Origin of the sequence: Pseudodesulfovibrio nedwellii (assembly GCF_027923765.1) — a bacterium.
Lineage (GTDB): Bacteria > Desulfobacterota > Desulfovibrionia > Desulfovibrionales > Desulfovibrionaceae > Pseudodesulfovibrio > Pseudodesulfovibrio nedwellii.
In genome coordinates this window covers 1,711,390-1,728,329 of sequence record NZ_AP026709.1, presented here as the reverse complement: position 1 = coordinate 1,728,329, position 16,940 = coordinate 1,711,390, and the positions used below count along the sequence as shown (strand labels likewise).

Annotated in this window: 12 protein-coding genes and 1 pseudogene; 5 read left to right on the top strand and 8 right to left on the bottom strand. The window is 46.9% G+C overall.

Going from position 1 to position 16,940, the window contains the following annotated elements:
- Positions 1-38: 38 nt before the first annotated feature.
- The 3 genes and pseudogenes from SYK_RS08085 to SYK_RS08075 all read left to right on the top strand — a co-directional run bounded on the left by SYK_RS08085 (position 39) and on the right by SYK_RS08075 (position 3,748).
- On the top strand, positions 39-950 hold the full coding sequence (locus SYK_RS08085) for a class I SAM-dependent methyltransferase (RefSeq protein WP_281763080.1): 912 nt from the start codon (positions 39-41) through the stop codon (positions 948-950).
- A 24-nt stretch (positions 951-974) separates the two neighbouring features.
- A complete protein-coding gene (locus SYK_RS08080; RefSeq protein WP_281763079.1) occupies positions 975-2,432 on the top strand; it encodes a hypothetical protein in 1,458 nt (485 codons plus the stop codon).
- 211 nt (positions 2,433-2,643) lie between these two features.
- Positions 2,644-3,748, top strand: a pseudogene (locus SYK_RS08075) (IS3 family transposase).
- 225 nt (positions 3,749-3,973) lie between these two features.
- Here the strand turns inward: SYK_RS08075 and SYK_RS08070 are convergent.
- The 7 genes from SYK_RS08070 to SYK_RS08040 all read right to left on the bottom strand — a co-directional run bounded on the left by SYK_RS08070 (position 3,974) and on the right by SYK_RS08040 (position 11,380).
- The gene (locus SYK_RS08070; protein WP_281763078.1) at positions 3,974-5,743 is read right to left on the bottom strand and encodes a methyl-accepting chemotaxis protein; all 1,770 of its coding nucleotides are present in this window, start codon (positions 5,741-5,743) and stop codon (positions 3,974-3,976) included.
- 176 nt (positions 5,744-5,919) lie between these two features.
- Positions 5,920-6,864, bottom strand: coding sequence for an aldo/keto reductase (locus SYK_RS08065; RefSeq protein WP_281763077.1), 945 nt, complete (start codon positions 6,862-6,864; stop codon positions 5,920-5,922).
- A gap of 67 nt (positions 6,865-6,931) precedes the next feature.
- Positions 6,932-8,230: a TRAP transporter large permease gene (locus tag SYK_RS08060; RefSeq protein WP_281763076.1), complete on the bottom strand. Its 1,299-nt coding sequence runs from the start codon at positions 8,228-8,230 to the stop codon at positions 6,932-6,934.
- Entirely contained in the window at positions 8,230-8,739 is a 510-nt protein-coding gene (locus SYK_RS08055) for a TRAP transporter small permease (protein WP_281763075.1), read from the bottom strand. The genes SYK_RS08060 and SYK_RS08055 overlap by 1 nt, the downstream gene beginning before the upstream one ends.
- A 59-nt stretch (positions 8,740-8,798) precedes the next feature.
- Positions 8,799-9,800, bottom strand: coding sequence for a TRAP transporter substrate-binding protein (locus SYK_RS08050; protein WP_281763074.1), 1,002 nt, complete (start codon positions 9,798-9,800; stop codon positions 8,799-8,801).
- 178 nt (positions 9,801-9,978) lie between these two features.
- The gene (locus tag SYK_RS08045; protein WP_281763073.1) at positions 9,979-10,164 is read right to left on the bottom strand and encodes a hypothetical protein; all 186 of its coding nucleotides are present in this window, start codon (positions 10,162-10,164) and stop codon (positions 9,979-9,981) included.
- Between the two features lie 385 nt (positions 10,165-10,549).
- Positions 10,550-11,380, bottom strand: coding sequence for an amidohydrolase family protein (locus tag SYK_RS08040; RefSeq protein WP_281763072.1), 831 nt, complete (start codon positions 11,378-11,380; stop codon positions 10,550-10,552).
- Positions 11,381-11,884: 504 nt separating this feature from the next.
- Between SYK_RS08040 and hpsG the strand changes: the two genes are divergently transcribed.
- Positions 11,885-14,356, top strand: a complete 2,472-nt coding sequence (hpsG, locus tag SYK_RS08035) for a (2S)-3-sulfopropanediol dehydratase (RefSeq protein WP_281763071.1) — start codon at positions 11,885-11,887, stop codon at positions 14,354-14,356.
- Between the two features lie 131 nt (positions 14,357-14,487).
- Positions 14,488-15,411 (top strand): (2S)-3-sulfopropanediol dehydratase activating enzyme, encoded by a 924-nt coding sequence (gene hpsH, locus SYK_RS08030; RefSeq protein WP_281763070.1) that lies wholly within the window; start codon positions 14,488-14,490, stop codon positions 15,409-15,411.
- A 105-nt stretch (positions 15,412-15,516) separates the two neighbouring features.
- Here the strand turns inward: hpsH and SYK_RS08025 are convergent, their stop codons facing one another.
- Complete coding sequence (locus SYK_RS08025) at positions 15,517-16,890, bottom strand: sigma-54 interaction domain-containing protein (protein ID WP_281763069.1); 1,374 nt, start codon at positions 16,888-16,890, stop codon at positions 15,517-15,519.
- Positions 16,891-16,940: the final 50 nt, after the last annotated feature.

Here is a 16,940-nt window from a genome sequence, read left to right as displayed (position 1 = left end):
GTCAAACATGTTTAATGACAAACAAAATATATATTCCTATGAGCACATCACAATCCTTCTCCTATCGGGCATGTCCAATCTGTGGAAACAGAATTAGCACCGTGTTTGCCACACAGAAAATTGATGAAAATAAACTTAACAAATACAGTTACTCTTCTCGTAAGTCACCAGAATTTATGCGGCTCAAGATGGTTAAATGCGATTGTTGTGATTGTGTTTACGCTCCTAGCCCACCAGAAAGAAGTTTTTTGGAACAAGCGTACAATGAAGCGGGTTACGATAGCACCATGGAGGCTTACTGCGCCGCCGAAAGTTATGCCGTAGAATTAAAACCTTTTGTTGAAGAACTGCCACACAAAAAAATGGCCGTTGATGTCGGAGCAGGAAACGGCGCTTTGTTGCCACATCTGAAATCAATGGGCTTTAAACACGTTGTGGGAGTTGAACCTTCTAAGGAAGCTATCAAAACCGCGCCGGAGGAAATACGCGACAATTTGGTCGAGGGTATGTTCTCGCCTGAAATGCTCCCGGAGCAACCGCTCTCCCTGTTTTGCTCGTTTGCCACGCTGGAGCATGTAACATCACCTCTGACAATATTGGAAGAGGCTTATGACCTGTTACAGCCAGGTGGAATGGTTGCTGTTACCACACATAATTATCAGGGAGCCCTCAATAGGATACTCGGCCTGAGATCGCCTATCATCGACATCGAGCATCTTCAAATATTCTGCCCGAAAACTATGGCCTACGCCATGAATCGATGCGGCTTTACCAACATTAGTATTCAGCCGATAGTCAATCGATACCCAATTCGGTATTGGCTTCGTCTGCTTCCCCTGCCGCGGTCAATTAAAGACATGATACTCTCAGTGCTCAAAGCCGTCAGATGTGAAAATGTACAACTTTCTTTTCCCGTTGGGAACATGTTGACGGTAGCTCACAAAATCTAAATGAAAAGTAGCTAAGAGAAGTACATGCAGACAATTTACAAACAAATTACCATTTTAATTGCGGTTCTTGTCCTTGTTCCCATCCTACTTGTCACGCATTCAATGTGGGACAATGATACGGTTGCCATGTATTTTTACACGCAGGACACCGTATATTTGAAAGAAATATTAACTCATGGATGGTATACCGCCTACGCTTTATACTTTGTCTTAGGCAAGGTCTTTCAACTCACGGGTATATTCCCCAGAGTCTTTTTTTCAATCATCACGGCGTGTTCAATCGTTGGCCTAGCTCACGAGACCTTCGTTTACCTACAAAAACAGTTTGAATTGTCCAAAGTAGCCGCATGGTTTGGTGCACTTATTGTGCTGACATTCCCATTGTGGCACGTCACCATGGCGAGCTGCATGTCCATCAGCGTCATGTTTATTTGGACTTTTATGTGGGCAGTCAACCTTCGGTACAAACGTCCTCTTATCTCGTTTATTCTGTTTGTTTTTTCACTGAATTACTATTCATTATTTTCGTTTGCCATAGGTATTTTAGCTGTCGAATATATTATGACCGTCACCAGACAGAACGTCGGTAGGCTTACACGAAATGGATTCCTCTACAGCATCGCACTGACCGTATATTATCTCCTCATCACTTCTTTTGTGGAGGTTCACGGCGAGACTCATGACTATAATCTTCTCGACGTTCACTCCGTCATTGTCGCCGGAATTGGCTACATAGCCGCAAGTGTGGTCATTTTGGGAGGCTGGATGATCTGGAAAAGACAGACCTCAAGCTCCGATGATGCAAATCGTATCGTTCGTTTTCTGCTTTCGTTCATAACATTATTTTTCTTTTCCATATTTGCCTACGTTTATGTGGGACGACCTCTTCGTTTCTTCCAATTCGGCAGTTTCGGCGGCCGTCACGCCATATTAACCTGTGTCCCCTTCGCTATTCTTTTTGCCATCTCTGCGGAAGAGCTTCTCAAACGACATGCGACCAAAACTTTTCATGGAGTTGCGGCTTTTATTTTAACCGCTTTTATCATCCTGTTATATCAAGGATACTCCCATAAGGCTGCCGCCCTCCTGTTCAAGGAGATGCTTGTTTCTTCTCTTCAGGCGATAGAGTCTCCCGAATCCGGCTTTGTCTCTCTTTTGGAAGATGGGTACAAGGCTCCCCGACACGTACATATCTATTCAGTAGCCTTGTGTTTCTATAGAGCATATGGGAAAGGGGAATGGATGCCCAATGGTTTCTGGAAACGACGTGGATACAACTATTCTTTGAACGACTTAAAAAACATATATCACTCAGAAAAAGTAAAAAAACAAATGTTTGCTTTTGAAGTTACAGGAGATGCCTTTACCAAATATCGCTACAAAATTGACAACTATCACCAAGAGGGCCGATTTTGGTATTGGTATAATTATTTTTTTAAAGATTATTCCTATTTCAGTCCTCGTTTGATTAAGATTGAATAATCACAAGTATTTTTGATTGTGTATATTTGTGCCCTGAATGGGCACAAAGAGTAAGGCGGCAAGTCGGTAGATATAAGTCTAAGAACTTTGTCGATTCAAGATCCTTTTAATAACGGCTGTGTATATAGCTGACCTGCTTCCCAAAAACTAGACCACACAAAGTGAGAAAATTCTCGTATAGGTTTACATAACCGATCAGGAGGATTTTCCGATGAAAAAAATCAAATTTACCGACAGTCAAATTGCTTTCATACTTCGCCAGGCTGAAGAAGGCACTTCCGTTGAGGAGGTCTGCCGCAAGGCAGGCATCTCCGTTCAGACTTACTACCGTGGCGCAAGAAGTATGGAGGGCTGATGCCGTCCGAAATGAAACGCCTCAAGCAACTTGAAGAAGAGAATAAGCGTCTCAAGACTATTGTGGGCGATTTGTCTTTGGATAAAGAGATGCTTCAGGATGTGATCCGCCGAAAGCTATGAGGCCTACACATCGCAAGCAGGTTGTAGAGTATCTTCAGATCGTTTGGCAGATTAGTGTTAGACATGCATGCCGTACAATCATGGCTGCCCGATCGACTTTCTACTACAAACCTCACCGCAATGCGCAGGCAATACTAAGAAAATGAATTCGTGAAATTGAGGAGACTCGTATTCGCTACGGCTACCGGCGTATTCATGTGCTGCTCCAGCGTGAAGGATAGCAGGTCAATGCTAAGCGAGTTTACCGAATCTACAAGGAAGAGGGGCTACAACTGCGGAACAAGACTCCCAAACGTAAGGTTTCGGCCAAACGTCGAGAAGCTCCTGTTACAGCTACCCAGCCCAATGAGGTGTGGGCCATGGACTTCATGTTGGACCAACTCTTTAATGGACGTAGGATACGGGTTCTGACCGTCGTGGATGTTTTTACCAAGATCAGCCCTGTTGTTGATGTGCGATGCAGTTACAAAGGCGCCGATGTTGTCGACACACTTGAACGAGTGACTAAAATATACGGTATGCCCAAAGAAATTAGTGTAGACAACGGGCCGGAGTTCATCAGCAAAAACCTTGACCTTTGGGGCTATATGAACGGCGTGACGCTTGGATTCTCGCGTTCTGGCAAGCCAACGGACAATGCTTTTATCGAAAGCTTCAACGGCAAACTTAGAGAGGAATGTTTGAATGCATCTTGGTTTTTGAGCGAAAAAGATGCAAAGTCTAAATGTGAAGGATGGCGGAAGGAATATAATGAGGTTCGTCCGCACAGCTCAATCGACCAGCAAACCCCGATTGAGTTCGCTTCAGCCTCTGGGCAGGCTAGCCTGCCCAGAGGCTGAAAAGTCCAAATTTTCTCACTCCCCGTGGTCCAGAGATGGGGGCAAGTTTAGGCTACTATATGTCCACCTAAACAAGTAGTCCAGTTCTCTGAGGCCATCTCTCAACGCAATAGGTTTTGGAGTTGTAGGCTTCCTTACGCTTTGTTTTTTCAGATATAAACATGAAAATAAGGCTCAAAAGTTAAAACTTTTGGGCCTTATTTGTTTTTTTACGTGTTTTGATTGTTAAAATCGTTCATATACATCGCGATCAATGGCCTGTCGTCCCGTAGGGAGTTGGGCAGGCGAATTGTTTCTTCTGAGAAGAGTCGTCGTTTGCGAACGAATACCGCCATTTTCGTGGCGGATATTGAAGAAGGCCACTGTTTCGCTGAGATGCGCAGCTTGTGAACTCAATTGTTCCGAAGTCGACGACATTTCCTCCGAGGCCGCTGCAGCCTGCTGGATAACCTGATCAAGCTGATGAATAGCTCTGTTTACTGTCTCGGCTCCAGCATTCTGTTCATCACTTGCCGCTGCGATCTCCTGAATCAATTCGGAAGTATGCTTAATGTCAGGGACCATTTTGCTCAGCATTTCACCAGCTTCTTCAGCCACGGCGACACTGGATGCCGACAAATCGCTGATCTCGGCAGCGGCCATGCCGGAACGTTCAGCCAATTTTCGCACTTCGGCTGCAACCACGGCAAACCCTTTGCCATGTTCGCCGGCGCGGGCAGCCTCGATGGCGGCATTCAAAGCGAGAAGATTGGTTTGACGAGCGATTTCCTCAATAACGGATATTTTGTCTGCGATTTCCCGCATGGCTTCGACAGTTTTTGCAACAGCCTTGCCGCCTTTTTCCGCCTCTATGGCAGACTGACGGGATATGCGTTCGGTTTCACGTGAATTTTTGGCATTTTGACTGATGTTTGAAACCATTTCTTCCATGGACGCTGAGACTTCTTCGATACTGGCAGCCTGTTCCGTTGCTCCCTGCGCCAAAACTTGTGCTGTAGAAGACAGTTCTTCCGCTCCTCCACTGACCGATAAAATTGTAGAACGGACTTCGCTGACAACTGACAAAAGCTGTTGTCCCATGTTCTTAAGGGACTGCATCAACTTTCCGATTTCGTCGTTCTGGATTTTTCCCTCTTCAACATAGGTTAAATCACCTTGTTCAATCCGGCTAAGTCCTTTGTCGACCGTCTCAAGCGGTTTAAAAATAACGGTCTTCACAAGAAATGTGAGAATCAAGGCAGACAAGATTAAGGCGATGATCGCCGTGATAATGTTAAAAATCAGATTGTCGATGGAATCAGTCTGTATTATTTCTATTTTTTCATATGTCCAGACCTTCCAGCCGAGAGAGTCAATAACATAGACACTGCCCTCATAGTCCACACCGTTCATTACAAAACGGATTCTGTCGGTTGAGTTGGAGTCTTTAAAATTCGCGAGAGATGGAACCTCTTCCCAAAGACTTTTGCCGATCTGTTCTTTGTCCGCGCTTGCCATGATGTATCCATCCGGGCGTGAAAGAAATATGTTCTTAAAGTTAAGCGTGTTCTGCGTTATTTCAGTAATTGTTGTTAATGGCAGATTGAGGCAGAGAACGCCTTCAGTCCGCCCGGAAACAGTGATGGGGACGGCCACGGCCATAACGGTCTGTCCGATGGAAGAAACATACGGCGTGGTGACAATACGTTTTTCACCGTTGAAAACACGTCTAAACCACTCTCGACCCACTTTCTTGGCGTTAAAATTTGGGACCTTGCCTTTGGCACCAATTGAAAAAGTGCTTCCATCACTAAGGCAGTAATATGTATCCTTGACGCCAGCCTGTTTTGCGAGTTGACCAAGCAGATTCACTCGGTAGGCAAGCTGTTCCTGTTCATCTGAAGCGGTTCCGCCGTTATAGAGATTGGATATTAGTTCCAGTTCACTGAAGTAAGTGTTTGTCTTTTCTTTGACAGCCTTACCGACTGCCAGGGAAGCAGTGTCCAGTTCCTTCATATGATTATCATAAGATGAGTTGCTGAAACTTCTATAGGAAAACACTGTCATAGTTAAAATGATGATCGTGAAAAAAAGAAACACACTCAGAACTATTTTGTTTTTTGCGCTTATGGTCATATTTTTCCTCATTTTGCTGAAATCAAGAAATAAATCCGGTGCACAACTTTAAAAAGTTATTCGCCGTCCCACAAATTTTTCGACGTATACGACGAGCCTTCCATCATCCAGTGAGAGCCGTCGAGAAAACGGTAGCCGGCATCAAGCCCTTTGATCACCGTCATGTCTTTTTCGTCGAGCACAATGTCGGCGGCGGCTAGATTCTGCTGCAACCGCATGGGATTGGTGGATTTGGGAATGACAGAAGTGTTGCGTGTCATGGCCCAACCAAGCAGGATTGTGGCGAGTGTTGTTTCATACTTTTCCGCAATGGCAATGATGTCTGGATGATCAAGAAGACTTGGTTCGCCTTCTTTGATTTGGTGCGCGGGGCGATGTTTGGAGCCAAGAGGAGCAAAGCCAGTCACAATAATACCGTTATCAGCACAGAATTTACGCATCCTGTTCTGTTGAAGATAAGGGTGCATTTCCACTTGGCTTACCGCCGGCCGAATTGTGCCATTGTCGAGTAGAATCTGAATTTTCTTGGTGCTGAAATTGGATGTCCCGATGTGACGCACCAGTCCTTCCTTTACGCATTCTTCAAGTGCGCCCCACGTTTCAAGAGCGTGTTCCGTCGTCCATGGAATAAGGTCGGTGGCGGACTGTGGGGACATAACCATATGTGAAATTTGTACTGGCCAATGAATGAGATAAAGATCGAGATAGTCTAGGCAAAGCCTCTTGAGAGAATTGACCAAAGCCGCCCGTACATCTTGAGGCCGCTGGGAATTATTCCAAAGTTTGGACGTAACCCACAGTTCTTGCCGGGGAACGCGCGTAGATGTCAGGGCTTCTCCGATTTCCGTTTCATTGCCGTAAACATGGGCGCAGTCAATATGGCGATAGCCTATGCTGAGGGCCTTGGAGACGGCTTGACCGACCTCTCCTTTTGCTGCCTGCCATGTTCCGAGGCCGAGGGCAGGCATTTTGCTGTCAGTGTGCAGTGTCAGATATTTCATGATTCCCCCTACGGAAACGGCCCCGCCAGAAACTGACGGGGCCGGATGTGGTTTGTTGGTGGTTGAGCTACTGTCCCGCGCCGAGCACAGAGGGAAGCCACGTGCTGAGGAATGGGCAGTAGATTACAATGAGAATGCACATTGTAAGGACGAATAGGTATGGCAAAACTGCGAGGGATATTTTTTCCACAGACAGGTTTGCAATACGGGAAGCCACGAAGAGGTTGACGCCCAAAGGAGGGGTCAACATAGCAACTTCGTTGGTGATAACCATGATAACACCGAAGTGAATTGGGTCGATACCAAGACCGACAACCATAGGCAGGAGCACCGGGGCCAGGATGATCATTGTGGAGAGGGTCTCCATGAACATGCCCAGGAAGTAAAGAATACCAACAATCATCAAAAGGACGATCTCAGGATCTTTTGACACGCCGAAAACCATATTTGCCAAACGCAGCGGAGCCTGTTCATAGGTCAGTATCTTGCCGAAAAGCGTGGATGCACCGACAATAAAGAGGACCGTACCGCAGAGCATAGCTCCTTCCAGTAGGGACAACTTGATGTGTTTCCACCTCAGGGCCTTATTGATTACGATACCGACAAACAGAGCCCAGACAATGGCGATGACGGAAGCCTCAACAGGCGTTGCCATACCAGTGTAAATGGAGCCCAGAATAATGAAAGGCGTCGCAAGGGCGAAGCCGCCTTTGGAAAGGCTTTTCAAAAATACTTTCAGGTTAAATGGCGGCTGTTCAACGTCGGGTTTAACACCTTCCAACTTTGCCTTGAGCATAGCCATGGAAGTCATACACACTGCGACCATCAGGCCGGGCAGAATGCCTGCTGTGAACATGGCAGTAACAGATACGTTGGCCAGGATGGCAAAGATGATCATGGGGTTACTTGGCGGCAGTAGGATGCCGATGGTACCACCGGACGAAGCTGATGCCGCAGCGTAAGACGGAGTGTACCCGTTACGCACCATGGATGGGATCATCAGGGTACCGATTGCAGCAACAGTTCCCGGACCTGAGCCGGAGATAGCGGCGAAGAAGGTACACGCCAGAATCGTGGTGATGCCGAGTCCGCCAGGCAAACGGCCGACGAGCTGCTTCACTACATCAATGATCTGTTTAGTAATGTTACCGTATTCCATCAGAGTTCCAGCAATGACGAAACAAGGAATTGCAAGGAGCGGGAACAGGTTCACACCATCGAACAGTGAGTTGTGAATGATGGACATCGGAAGGTAGCCACACGTCGTGATGGCGATGACCGCTGAAATAATCAGGGACATGAAAATGGGCATGCCAATGAAAAAACAGATGATCAGGGATACGATGGTAATAGCAAGAGTAGACATTACGCTTCCCCTCCACCAATTTTTGCGAGGCTCATCAGATCATGATTTTTGATCAGCTCCCAATATTTCATGATCAACCTTAGGTTCATCAGCAGGAAGCATGCTGGCAGCATGGCTTCAACATACCCTTTGACGATACCTAATGTTGGGGAAACTTCGGGAAATTCAAACGCGCTTTGCAGGGCCAAGCCCGACTGATAAGCGATAAAAAAGTTTGCCGCGATCCAGAGTAGGTCTGTGAAGATGGTCATACCGACTCTGATCTTTGGAGGAAAAACCAGAAACTGGGCCGTAATACGCACATGCTGGCTATGTTTCACGGCCAGGACGCCCCCCATGTAGACGGACCATATGAAGCTGTATCGGGACAACTCTTCAGTCCAAGCCAGAGAGGAACTCAGAACAAAGCGCATGAACACCTGGAGTGTGAGGGCGAACACCATAGTCGCCATCAAGGCCATACAGGCACTTTCTTCAAAGTTTGCAAAGAATTTTTTTATAATAGTCATATTTTGATTGTGCAGTAGGAGGTTATGGGCGGGCCGTAGCCCGCCCTTTTAAGACTCGCCTAGTTCTGACCCATGATGTTCAGGGCGTTGTCGACTTTGTCCTTTCCGCCAATGGCTTCGTAGTACTCAGGCCATAAGGCGCGGGCCTTTGTCATCCATTCAGCTTCATCGGTAAGTTCATTCAGCTCCATGCCGTGCTTGATGCAATTGTCCAAGGCGACCTTATTCTGTGCTGCAACCCATTCCCATTCGTATTTGCAGGCCTCGGTGGCAGCTTTTTGAACAAGAATCTGAGTGTTTTCAGGCAGACGTTGGAACCATTTCTCGGAAACGAGCAGCGGGCCGACCCACAGCATGTAATGCAGGTCTGTGATGTATTTCTGTACTTCCCAGAATTTTTGATCCTGATTGATAGAATGAGGGTTTTCCTGACCATCAGCGACGCCTTGTTGGAGAGCATTGAAGGTCTCAGACCAAGCCAAAGGATGTGGCTCTACGCCCCAGGAACGGAAAGAATCAAGCTGAATACGGACTTTGGGCACACGAATTTTGAGGCCCTGAAGGTCTGCCAGCTTGGTGATGCTATGTTGGGAGTTGGTCAGCACACGGTAACCACCGATAAGCCAACCTAGGGGACGGGTTTTGCTCTCTGCAGCAACCGAGTCGCCAAGTCCTTTGACAAATTCTTCATTGCTCAGGAGTGTGTATGCATCTTCGATTTTCGGAAAAAGGTAAGGCAGGATCGAAATAGTAGCAGACGGAGCAAAAGGAGTTAAGTTACCAGCCGCCAAAACTGCTACATGAATTTCAGAGCCACGAAGTTGTTTTACGTTCGCTTGCTCTGAGCCCATGGAGCCGCCCAAGAAAAGATTGACCTGGACATTGCCAGCGGATTCTTGCTCAACAATTTCCTTGAATTTTTCCAATGCAACAGCATGAAGGCTTCCAGAAGGGTTGGCTGTAGCTGCCATGATCATGGTTCTCTGGTAATCTTCTGCAAAAGCAGAAGTAGAGCATACCAACAGAACTGCGGCTATAAGCGGAATCAGTACTTTTTTCATTTTACACTCCAGTTTGACGGGTTAAAAATATGATTTCAGCAATCGAATTTTGAGAGAGAAATTTAAAATCAGTCACAGAATTACTTTGTTGTTCAGCGGCATTATCAATTGTCACCCTTGCCCTCCTCGGACAGCATAAAATTGAGGCCAACTTGACTGTGATTTTCTTCCCAAACCATTAAAAATTAGCAATGTTCAAACCTGTGGCCCAATGCCTAGTGGTCAGTGTGGCATCTAGCTTTTTATTTTCCAGTTTGCTTTGGCACCAAGGTGCCGCAACCATTTGGGAAGGAGAAAAAAGAATTTTCTCGTCGAAAAAACCAGTGTGCGTTTTTTCACGATTTGCAAATGGTGTGCCTTGCATGTGAAAATGATTACTAGGAGGCTGTGTTGTGAAAATAAGTACAATTATTTCAGCGTGTAAGAATCTGAAATCTTAAGTCGTAAAAATACTTTTTATTATTGTGGGAAAAGAGAATCAATAAACTGGCAATTTCTTTTGTTTGAAGCGCGAATCCAATGCTGTGAAAAGTTTCACAGTAGTGTGGCAATCCGACAACATAAGGATGAGAGGGTATTCTATTTTAGCCGTAAGTGTATTAAATTAAAGTAAAAATACAAAAATGTTGCATGTGTGCAACGGTTGCGCAGGCGCAACAGTCACCTGATAATATTCTTGATCAGATTACTCAACAAAAAAAAGGAGGAGCCGAAACTCCTCCTTTTCATTGGAATACAAAGTTGTTTGGTTAGAGTCCGAGAACCTTTTCCGCATTTTTATACATGATTTGCTCCATGATCTCTTCGGAAAGGCCAAAATCCTTGTACATGGCGATAGCATCACGGAAGTCCGCCCCGGGGTGAGCGCTGGCAAAAAGAAGCTTGTCACCGATCAGGTTTATGGCAGCTTTGATGTAAGATTTTCCACCAGGGTGACGTTCATACTCGGAGAGTTCCATGTACACATTTTCATTGCGTTCCGTGACCATTATTGCCTCTTCAACCCAAGGATACCCGCCATGGCTGATGATGATCTTCAATTGCGGGAAGTCACGGGCGACATAGTCGATGTAACGCGGAGCAGAATGCTCCATAACGGCACCAGGAACCAATGTTCCCGGTCCTGTGGCAACAACAATGGGAATATCCAACTCGCAGCATTTGCTGTAAATTGGGTAGTACTTGGCGTCATTGACAAAAATTTTTGCCAGATACGGGTCGATGGCTGCACCGTGCATTCCTTCTTCAGTAATTTGGCGCGTCAATTCATAAATGCCGTTCATTCCTTTGTGAGGGTCAACACCCATGAAGCCAAGAAAAATTTCCGGGAAGTCTTTTACAAAAGAGATGACGCCTTCGTTGTTAGCAGCAGCATCGTAGGTCATGGAGCAGTCACGGCCGGTGATGACGGCCTTTACAACGTTGTGCTTTTTGATCATTTCGACAACTTCCGGGACTTCCTGTGCCACCAGATGTGTCAAATCGATCTTGGCAAACATGCCTTTAAACATGGTGCTGTTGGTAAAGCCGTCAATGGTTGCCTGCGTGTTGGGACGGAAACGGAAATCAATTATTTGCACGGTGTATTCTCCTTATATTTGTGTGCATGAGATTGTTCCGTAAATAGCAAGCGTGATGCCATGCACGGCTGCTTTCTTGTCTGTTCAGACTCTCTTTTATCTTTCTGTGACAATATTCACGTCCCGATTTACCAGCCCATTACATAAAATATATGCACCAGACGTTTTTTTTGTTCATTAAAATTCCCTCAGGTCTTTCGGTCGCATACTTATCTTCGCATTTGGTTGCAATTCATCACGCTGTGCAACAGTGCAACAGTGTTAATAAACTATTGATATTTATCTTGATTTGAGCAGATTGTTGTATGGGTACAACACAAGTGCTTTTTTTCTCAAGGGGGGGGAGATAATGAGGGTATAGAAGATAATCTTTAAAAATCAACACGTTACGCGTTTGGCACTGTAGTTGCTCATGGTGAATAGCGTTTTGAGCGCATGGATTTAACACAACATTGGCAAAAAAATATTGAGTTTAACACAATTTCATTCACCAGGAGAACCATCATGACGAACTATGACTGCTGTCTTTCCCCACAGGAAGAGCGTATCGCGAATAGCGTTGATACCCGAGAGGGCCGTGAACGCGTATACGAAATGCTTGATTCCTTTCATATGACCACCCCGTTTATTGATATCGAACGCGCCCGCTTTTTTACCGAATCCATGAAGAAGACCGAAGGTCAGCCCCTCGTTTTGCGTTGGGCCAAGGCGTTGAAAAACTGCGCTGAGAAGATGTCCGTATACATCACCCCTAAATCCCTCATCGCCGGTCGTTCCGGTAAGCTGGGTCGTTACGGCATCCTGTACCCTGAAATCGATGGTGATTTTTACTCCATCCTCAAGGATCTGGACAAGCGCGAAAAGAGTCCCTTCAAGATTACCCCTGAAGAAGTAGACATCGTTGTCAACGAGATCGCTCCTTACTGGGAAGGCAAGACCTACCATGAGCACCTGAACGGCGCCATGCCTGACGACCTGCGCGGTGTCACCTACGACGACGACCATGGCTTGAAGTCCAAATTTGTTGTTTCCGAGACGTCTTCTTACCGTTCCGCTCTCCAGTGGGTACATGACTACGACAAGGTCCTGAAGCGCGGCTTCAACGACATCAAACGCGAAGCTCTTGAAAAAATGGCTGAGCTGGACGCTGAAAGTCCTGTTCAGACTTGGGAAAAACGTCCTTTCTATGAAGCCATGGTTATCATCTGCGATGCTATTGTCCTCTGGGCACGTCGTCACGCCGACCTCGCCCGCGAGCAGGCAGAAGCTGAGACCGATAAGATCCGCAAGGCCGAACTGCTTGCAATGGCAGACCGTTGTGAACGCATGCCTGCCGAACCTGCAAAAGACTTCCGCGATGCTATTCAGTCCCAATGGTTCGTTCAGATGTTCTCCCGTATTGAGCAGAAGGCTTCCGCCATCATCTCCAACGGTCGCATGGATCAGTACCTGCTTCCTTTCTACGAGCAGGATATTAAGGCCGGCATTTTGACTCCCGAACAGGCCAAGGAACTTCTGGAAAATATGTGGGTCGAAATGGCTCAGTTCATTGATCTGTACATCAACCCTACAGGCAACGAATTCAATGAAGGTTATGCTCATTGGGAAGCTGTCACTATCGGTGGACAGACCCCGGACGGTGATGATGCAACCAACGAACTTACTTACTTGTTCCTTGAGTCCAAGCGTGAGTTCCCGTTGAATTACCCTGACCTCGCAACTCGTATTCATTCCAACTCTCCCGAGCGTTTCCTCGCTGAGATTGCTGAGACCATCAAGGATGGTTCCGGTTTCCCGAAACTCATCAACGACGAAGAAATCATTCCGCTGTACACCGCCAAGGGCGCACCGTTAGATCAGGCCATGGACTATTCCGTGTCCGGTTGCACCGAAGCCCGTATGCCCAACTGCGAGACCTACACTTCCGGTTGTGTTTACATCAACTTCGCCACTGCCATGGAAATGACCATGCATAATGGTCGCATGCTTAAGTACGGTGAAGAAGTTGTCGGTCTCGAAACAGGTGAGGCTGGTGAGTTCAAGAGCTGGGACGAATTCTATGAAGCTTACCTGAAGCAGCACAACAATCTGCTCGTGAAAGCTTTCCGTCAGCAGTACATCGTTGATAGTCTGCGTCCCGAACACTTTGCTTCTCCCCTGGCTTCCGTCCTGCACGACCTGTGCATGAAAGAAGGCATGGACTTGCAGAGTCAGACCATTCCGGGCGGCCTTGAGTATTCCTACTTTGAATTCCTTGGTTACGGCACCGTGGTCGACTCTCTTTCCGCTATCAAAAAGCTGGTCTTCGAAGACAAGAAGCTGACGATGCAGGAAGTCGTAGACGCCCTGAAGGTGAACTTCGAAGGGCACGAAGAAACTCGCGAGATCCTTCGTTCCGCTCCTTGCTACGGAAACAATGATTCCTACGCTGACGCAATTGCCAAGAAAATTGACTGCGTTTGCCAGGAATACGCTCATAAGTACTCCGAAGAACGCGGCGTGAACCTCGACGTTCGTTACGTGCCCATCACTTCTCACGTACCTTTCGGTAAGGTTGTTTCCGCAACCCCCAATGGTCGTGAAGCATGGACCGCTCTGTCCGACGGTGCCTCCGCATCCCACGGTGCAGACCAAAAAGGCCCCACCGCAGTTCTGATGTCCAATTACCATTCCAAGAACCGTGGCATGAAAAATCGGGCATCTCGTTTGCTGAACGTCAAGCTTTCTCCGAAAGTTGTCGAAGGTGAAGCCGGTACTCAGAAGCTCGTTGACCTGATCCGTACCTGGTGCGACCTGCACCTCTGGCATCTCCAGTTCAACATCATCAACAAAAAGACTCTGCTCGAAGCTCAGGCCAATCCTGACAAGTACCGCAGCCTGCTCGTTCGTATCGCCGGTTACTCCGCATATTTCTGCGATCTTTCCCGCGATTTGCAGAACGACATCATCAATCGTACCGAACACGTACAAATGTAACTGATAGACTATATCGCGGGGAGTGGGCTTTGCCTGCTCCCCGCATTTTATTGAACTTTCGGGGCTGCCACTACGCATTGCACGCTTTTTCCCGGCCTTAAAGAATTTCATACTCAAGAAAGGAAACAGTCATGAGTAAACTAAACGAAGGCATTGTCTTCAATATCCAGAATTTTTCCGTGCATGATGGAGCTGGCATTCGAACCATTGTGTTCATGAAAGGATGCCCGCTTCGCTGTGCTTGGTGTAGCAACCCCGAGTCGCAGAAAATGAAGCCGCAGATGGGATACAACCCGGGCAAATGTTTGACCACCGACAAATGTACTCGATGTATACGAATGTGTCCTGAAGGCGCTATTTCTGCTACCGAAGATAAGCTGATAGCCATTGATCCTGAAAAGTGTGTTCAATGTCATACTTGCGCGGACAATTGCGCTTCCGATGCCTTGTGTGTTTATGGCAAAACCATGACTGTTGGCGCGGTGATAGATGAAGTGGAAAAAGAAGCGGCCTTTTACGCCCGGTCAGGCGGAGGGATGACCCTGAGCGGCGGTGAAGCTTTGTCCCAGCCAGAATTTGCGCTGGCATTGCTCAAGGAAGCAAAGAAACGCCGTATCAAGACCGCCATGGAAACCTGCGGTTACGCTTCCTATGAAGACCTTAAGGCCGTCTGTGAATTTCTTGATGAACTGATTATTGATATAAAAGCCCACGACGATGAGAAACACAAGAAGGGTACCGGTGTCAGCAACCGACGTATTCTCGACAATATTAAGTGTCTGGTGGACGATTTTCCGAATTTGCCCATCCTGGTCCGCACGCCGATAATTCCTGAGTTCAACGATACCATCGAGGAAATTCAGAGTATCATCGATTTTATTCCGGTACGTTCGAACATCTCATACGAGTTGCTTCCCTATCATCGCATGGGCCAGCCCAAATACGCATACCTCGGCATGGAATTCCCTTACGAAGGCAAGGCCCTCGACACAGAAATTATGGGAAAACTGCGTCCGCTGGAGAAAGAGGCCAACGACAGATTTCGAAATGCATAACAGGACCCTGTTGCAAGGTCCAAACCTCCTCCCCTGAAAGAAGACGCGCCCCCAGTCTAAAAAGACAGGGGGCGCGTCGACGTTTAAAAAAGTGTGTGAAAGTGCTTATCGCGCTCCATATTTCTTGAGTTTGCGAAACACAGTGGTGCGGTCAAGGTTCAGCTCCTTGGCGAGCTTGGCGATATTGCCCACACGCTCCATTCCGTTCAATATAATGGTTTTTTCCACTTCATCGAGAATACTCTTCATGGATTTTCCGGATATTTTCATACCGTCCAATCCGTCTCCGGTGGAAACACGTATCTCAGTGGTCGGGGAAAACGGCAAGTCCGCCACCTCTATAATATTCTTTTTGGACGTCACCACGCAACCAAGAATCAGATTCTCTAATTCTCGGACATTGCCAGGCCATGTATGATTGAGCAATGAGTCTTCCGTTTCCTGGGTGAACGTTATGTCCCGCTGATATTTTTGACAAAAAGATTTCAAGAAAAGACGCGCCATCGGCAAAATATCGGCCTTACGCTTTCTCAAGGGTGGGATGTCGATAACCGCGACTTTTAGACGATAGTACAAGTCACTGCGGAACCGGCCGGCTTCAACTTCTTTTTCCAGTGATTTATTGGTTGCAGCAACAATGCGGACGTTTACATCTTGAGGTGTGGTTGCTCCAACGCGAACGATTTCCCTGTCCTGTAGAAGCCTGAGCAGTTTCGTCTGCATGAGCAGCGGCAATTCCCCTATTTCATCAAGAAAGAGTGTGCCGCCGGAAGCCGTTTCGATGAGACCAATTTTACCATTTTTATTTCCACCGGAAAATGTGCCCGGAGCATAGCCGAACAGTTCCGTTTCAATAAGATTCTCCGGCATACTGCCGCAATCAGCCTTTACAAACGCTTTGTCAGCTCGGTCACTCAGCCTGTGCAGCTTACGTGCAAAAACATCTTTGCCGACGCCAGTTTCCCCCAGAAGCAAGACCGTGGCATCTGTTTCTGCAATAATTCCCAACTGGCCGTATAATCGCTTCATAGGTTTGCTTTGAACAACTGGCGGCACCTTTTCAAGGGCGCTGTCAAAGCTCTGGAGTTTTTGATAAGCCTCCAGAAGTTCCTGTTGAGAAGACATTTGTTCACGCATTTCAGCTAGTTTTGTAATATCACGAAGATAAGTGACAACAAGTGCAACCTCTTCATTTTCGTCAAATACCGGGTGTCCATCAAGCACCACTTTACGTCCATTGCCGAGTTCTTGCACCCGTGTTTCGGATTGCTTGTTGCGCATAATGTCAGGATTCAAAACAACGTCGAACAGTCCTCGGCGCACTAATTCATGTACCGATTTGCCAAGCAGTTCAAAAGACGGAATGCCGGTAATCAATTCATGCCGTTTATTCAAATAGAGAATAACCCCGTCCGGGTCACTGATGGAAACAGCTTCTTCCATTGTTTCAATGATTTGCGAACAATATTTGTTAATCATAATAACATACTTTTGAAGAGGTGAGCCCTGTGTGTTGAAGGACAGCTTGT

What these genes read in the sequence shown, in the direction of transcription:
- SYK_RS08050 (WP_281763074.1), bottom strand. Translation starts at nt 9,800, where the DNA reads ATGAAAAAAGTACTGATTCCGCTTATAGCCGCAGTTCTGTTGGTATGC.
- SYK_RS08065 (WP_281763077.1), bottom strand. Translation starts at nt 6,864, where the DNA reads ATGAAATATCTGACACTGCACACTGACAGCAAAATGCCTGCCCTCGGC.
- hpsH (WP_281763070.1), top strand. Translation starts at nt 14,488, where the DNA reads ATGAGTAAACTAAACGAAGGCATTGTCTTCAATATCCAGAATTTTTCC.
- SYK_RS08085 (WP_281763080.1), top strand. Translation starts at nt 39, where the DNA reads ATGAGCACATCACAATCCTTCTCCTATCGGGCATGTCCAATCTGTGGA.
- SYK_RS08080 (WP_281763079.1), top strand. Translation starts at nt 975, where the DNA reads ATGCAGACAATTTACAAACAAATTACCATTTTAATTGCGGTTCTTGTC.
- SYK_RS08060 (WP_281763076.1), bottom strand. Translation starts at nt 8,230, where the DNA reads ATGTCTACTCTTGCTATTACCATCGTATCCCTGATCATCTGTTTTTTC.
- SYK_RS08025 (WP_281763069.1), bottom strand. Translation starts at nt 16,890, where the DNA reads ATGATTAACAAATATTGTTCGCAAATCATTGAAACAATGGAAGAAGCT.
- SYK_RS08045 (WP_281763073.1), bottom strand. Translation starts at nt 10,164, where the DNA reads ATGCAAGGCACACCATTTGCAAATCGTGAAAAAACGCACACTGGTTTT.
- SYK_RS08055 (WP_281763075.1), bottom strand. Translation starts at nt 8,739, where the DNA reads ATGACTATTATAAAAAAATTCTTTGCAAACTTTGAAGAAAGTGCCTGT.
- SYK_RS08070 (WP_281763078.1), bottom strand. Translation starts at nt 5,743, where the DNA reads ATGAAGGAACTGGACACTGCTTCCCTGGCAGTCGGTAAGGCTGTCAAA.
- hpsG (WP_281763071.1), top strand. Translation starts at nt 11,885, where the DNA reads ATGACGAACTATGACTGCTGTCTTTCCCCACAGGAAGAGCGTATCGCG.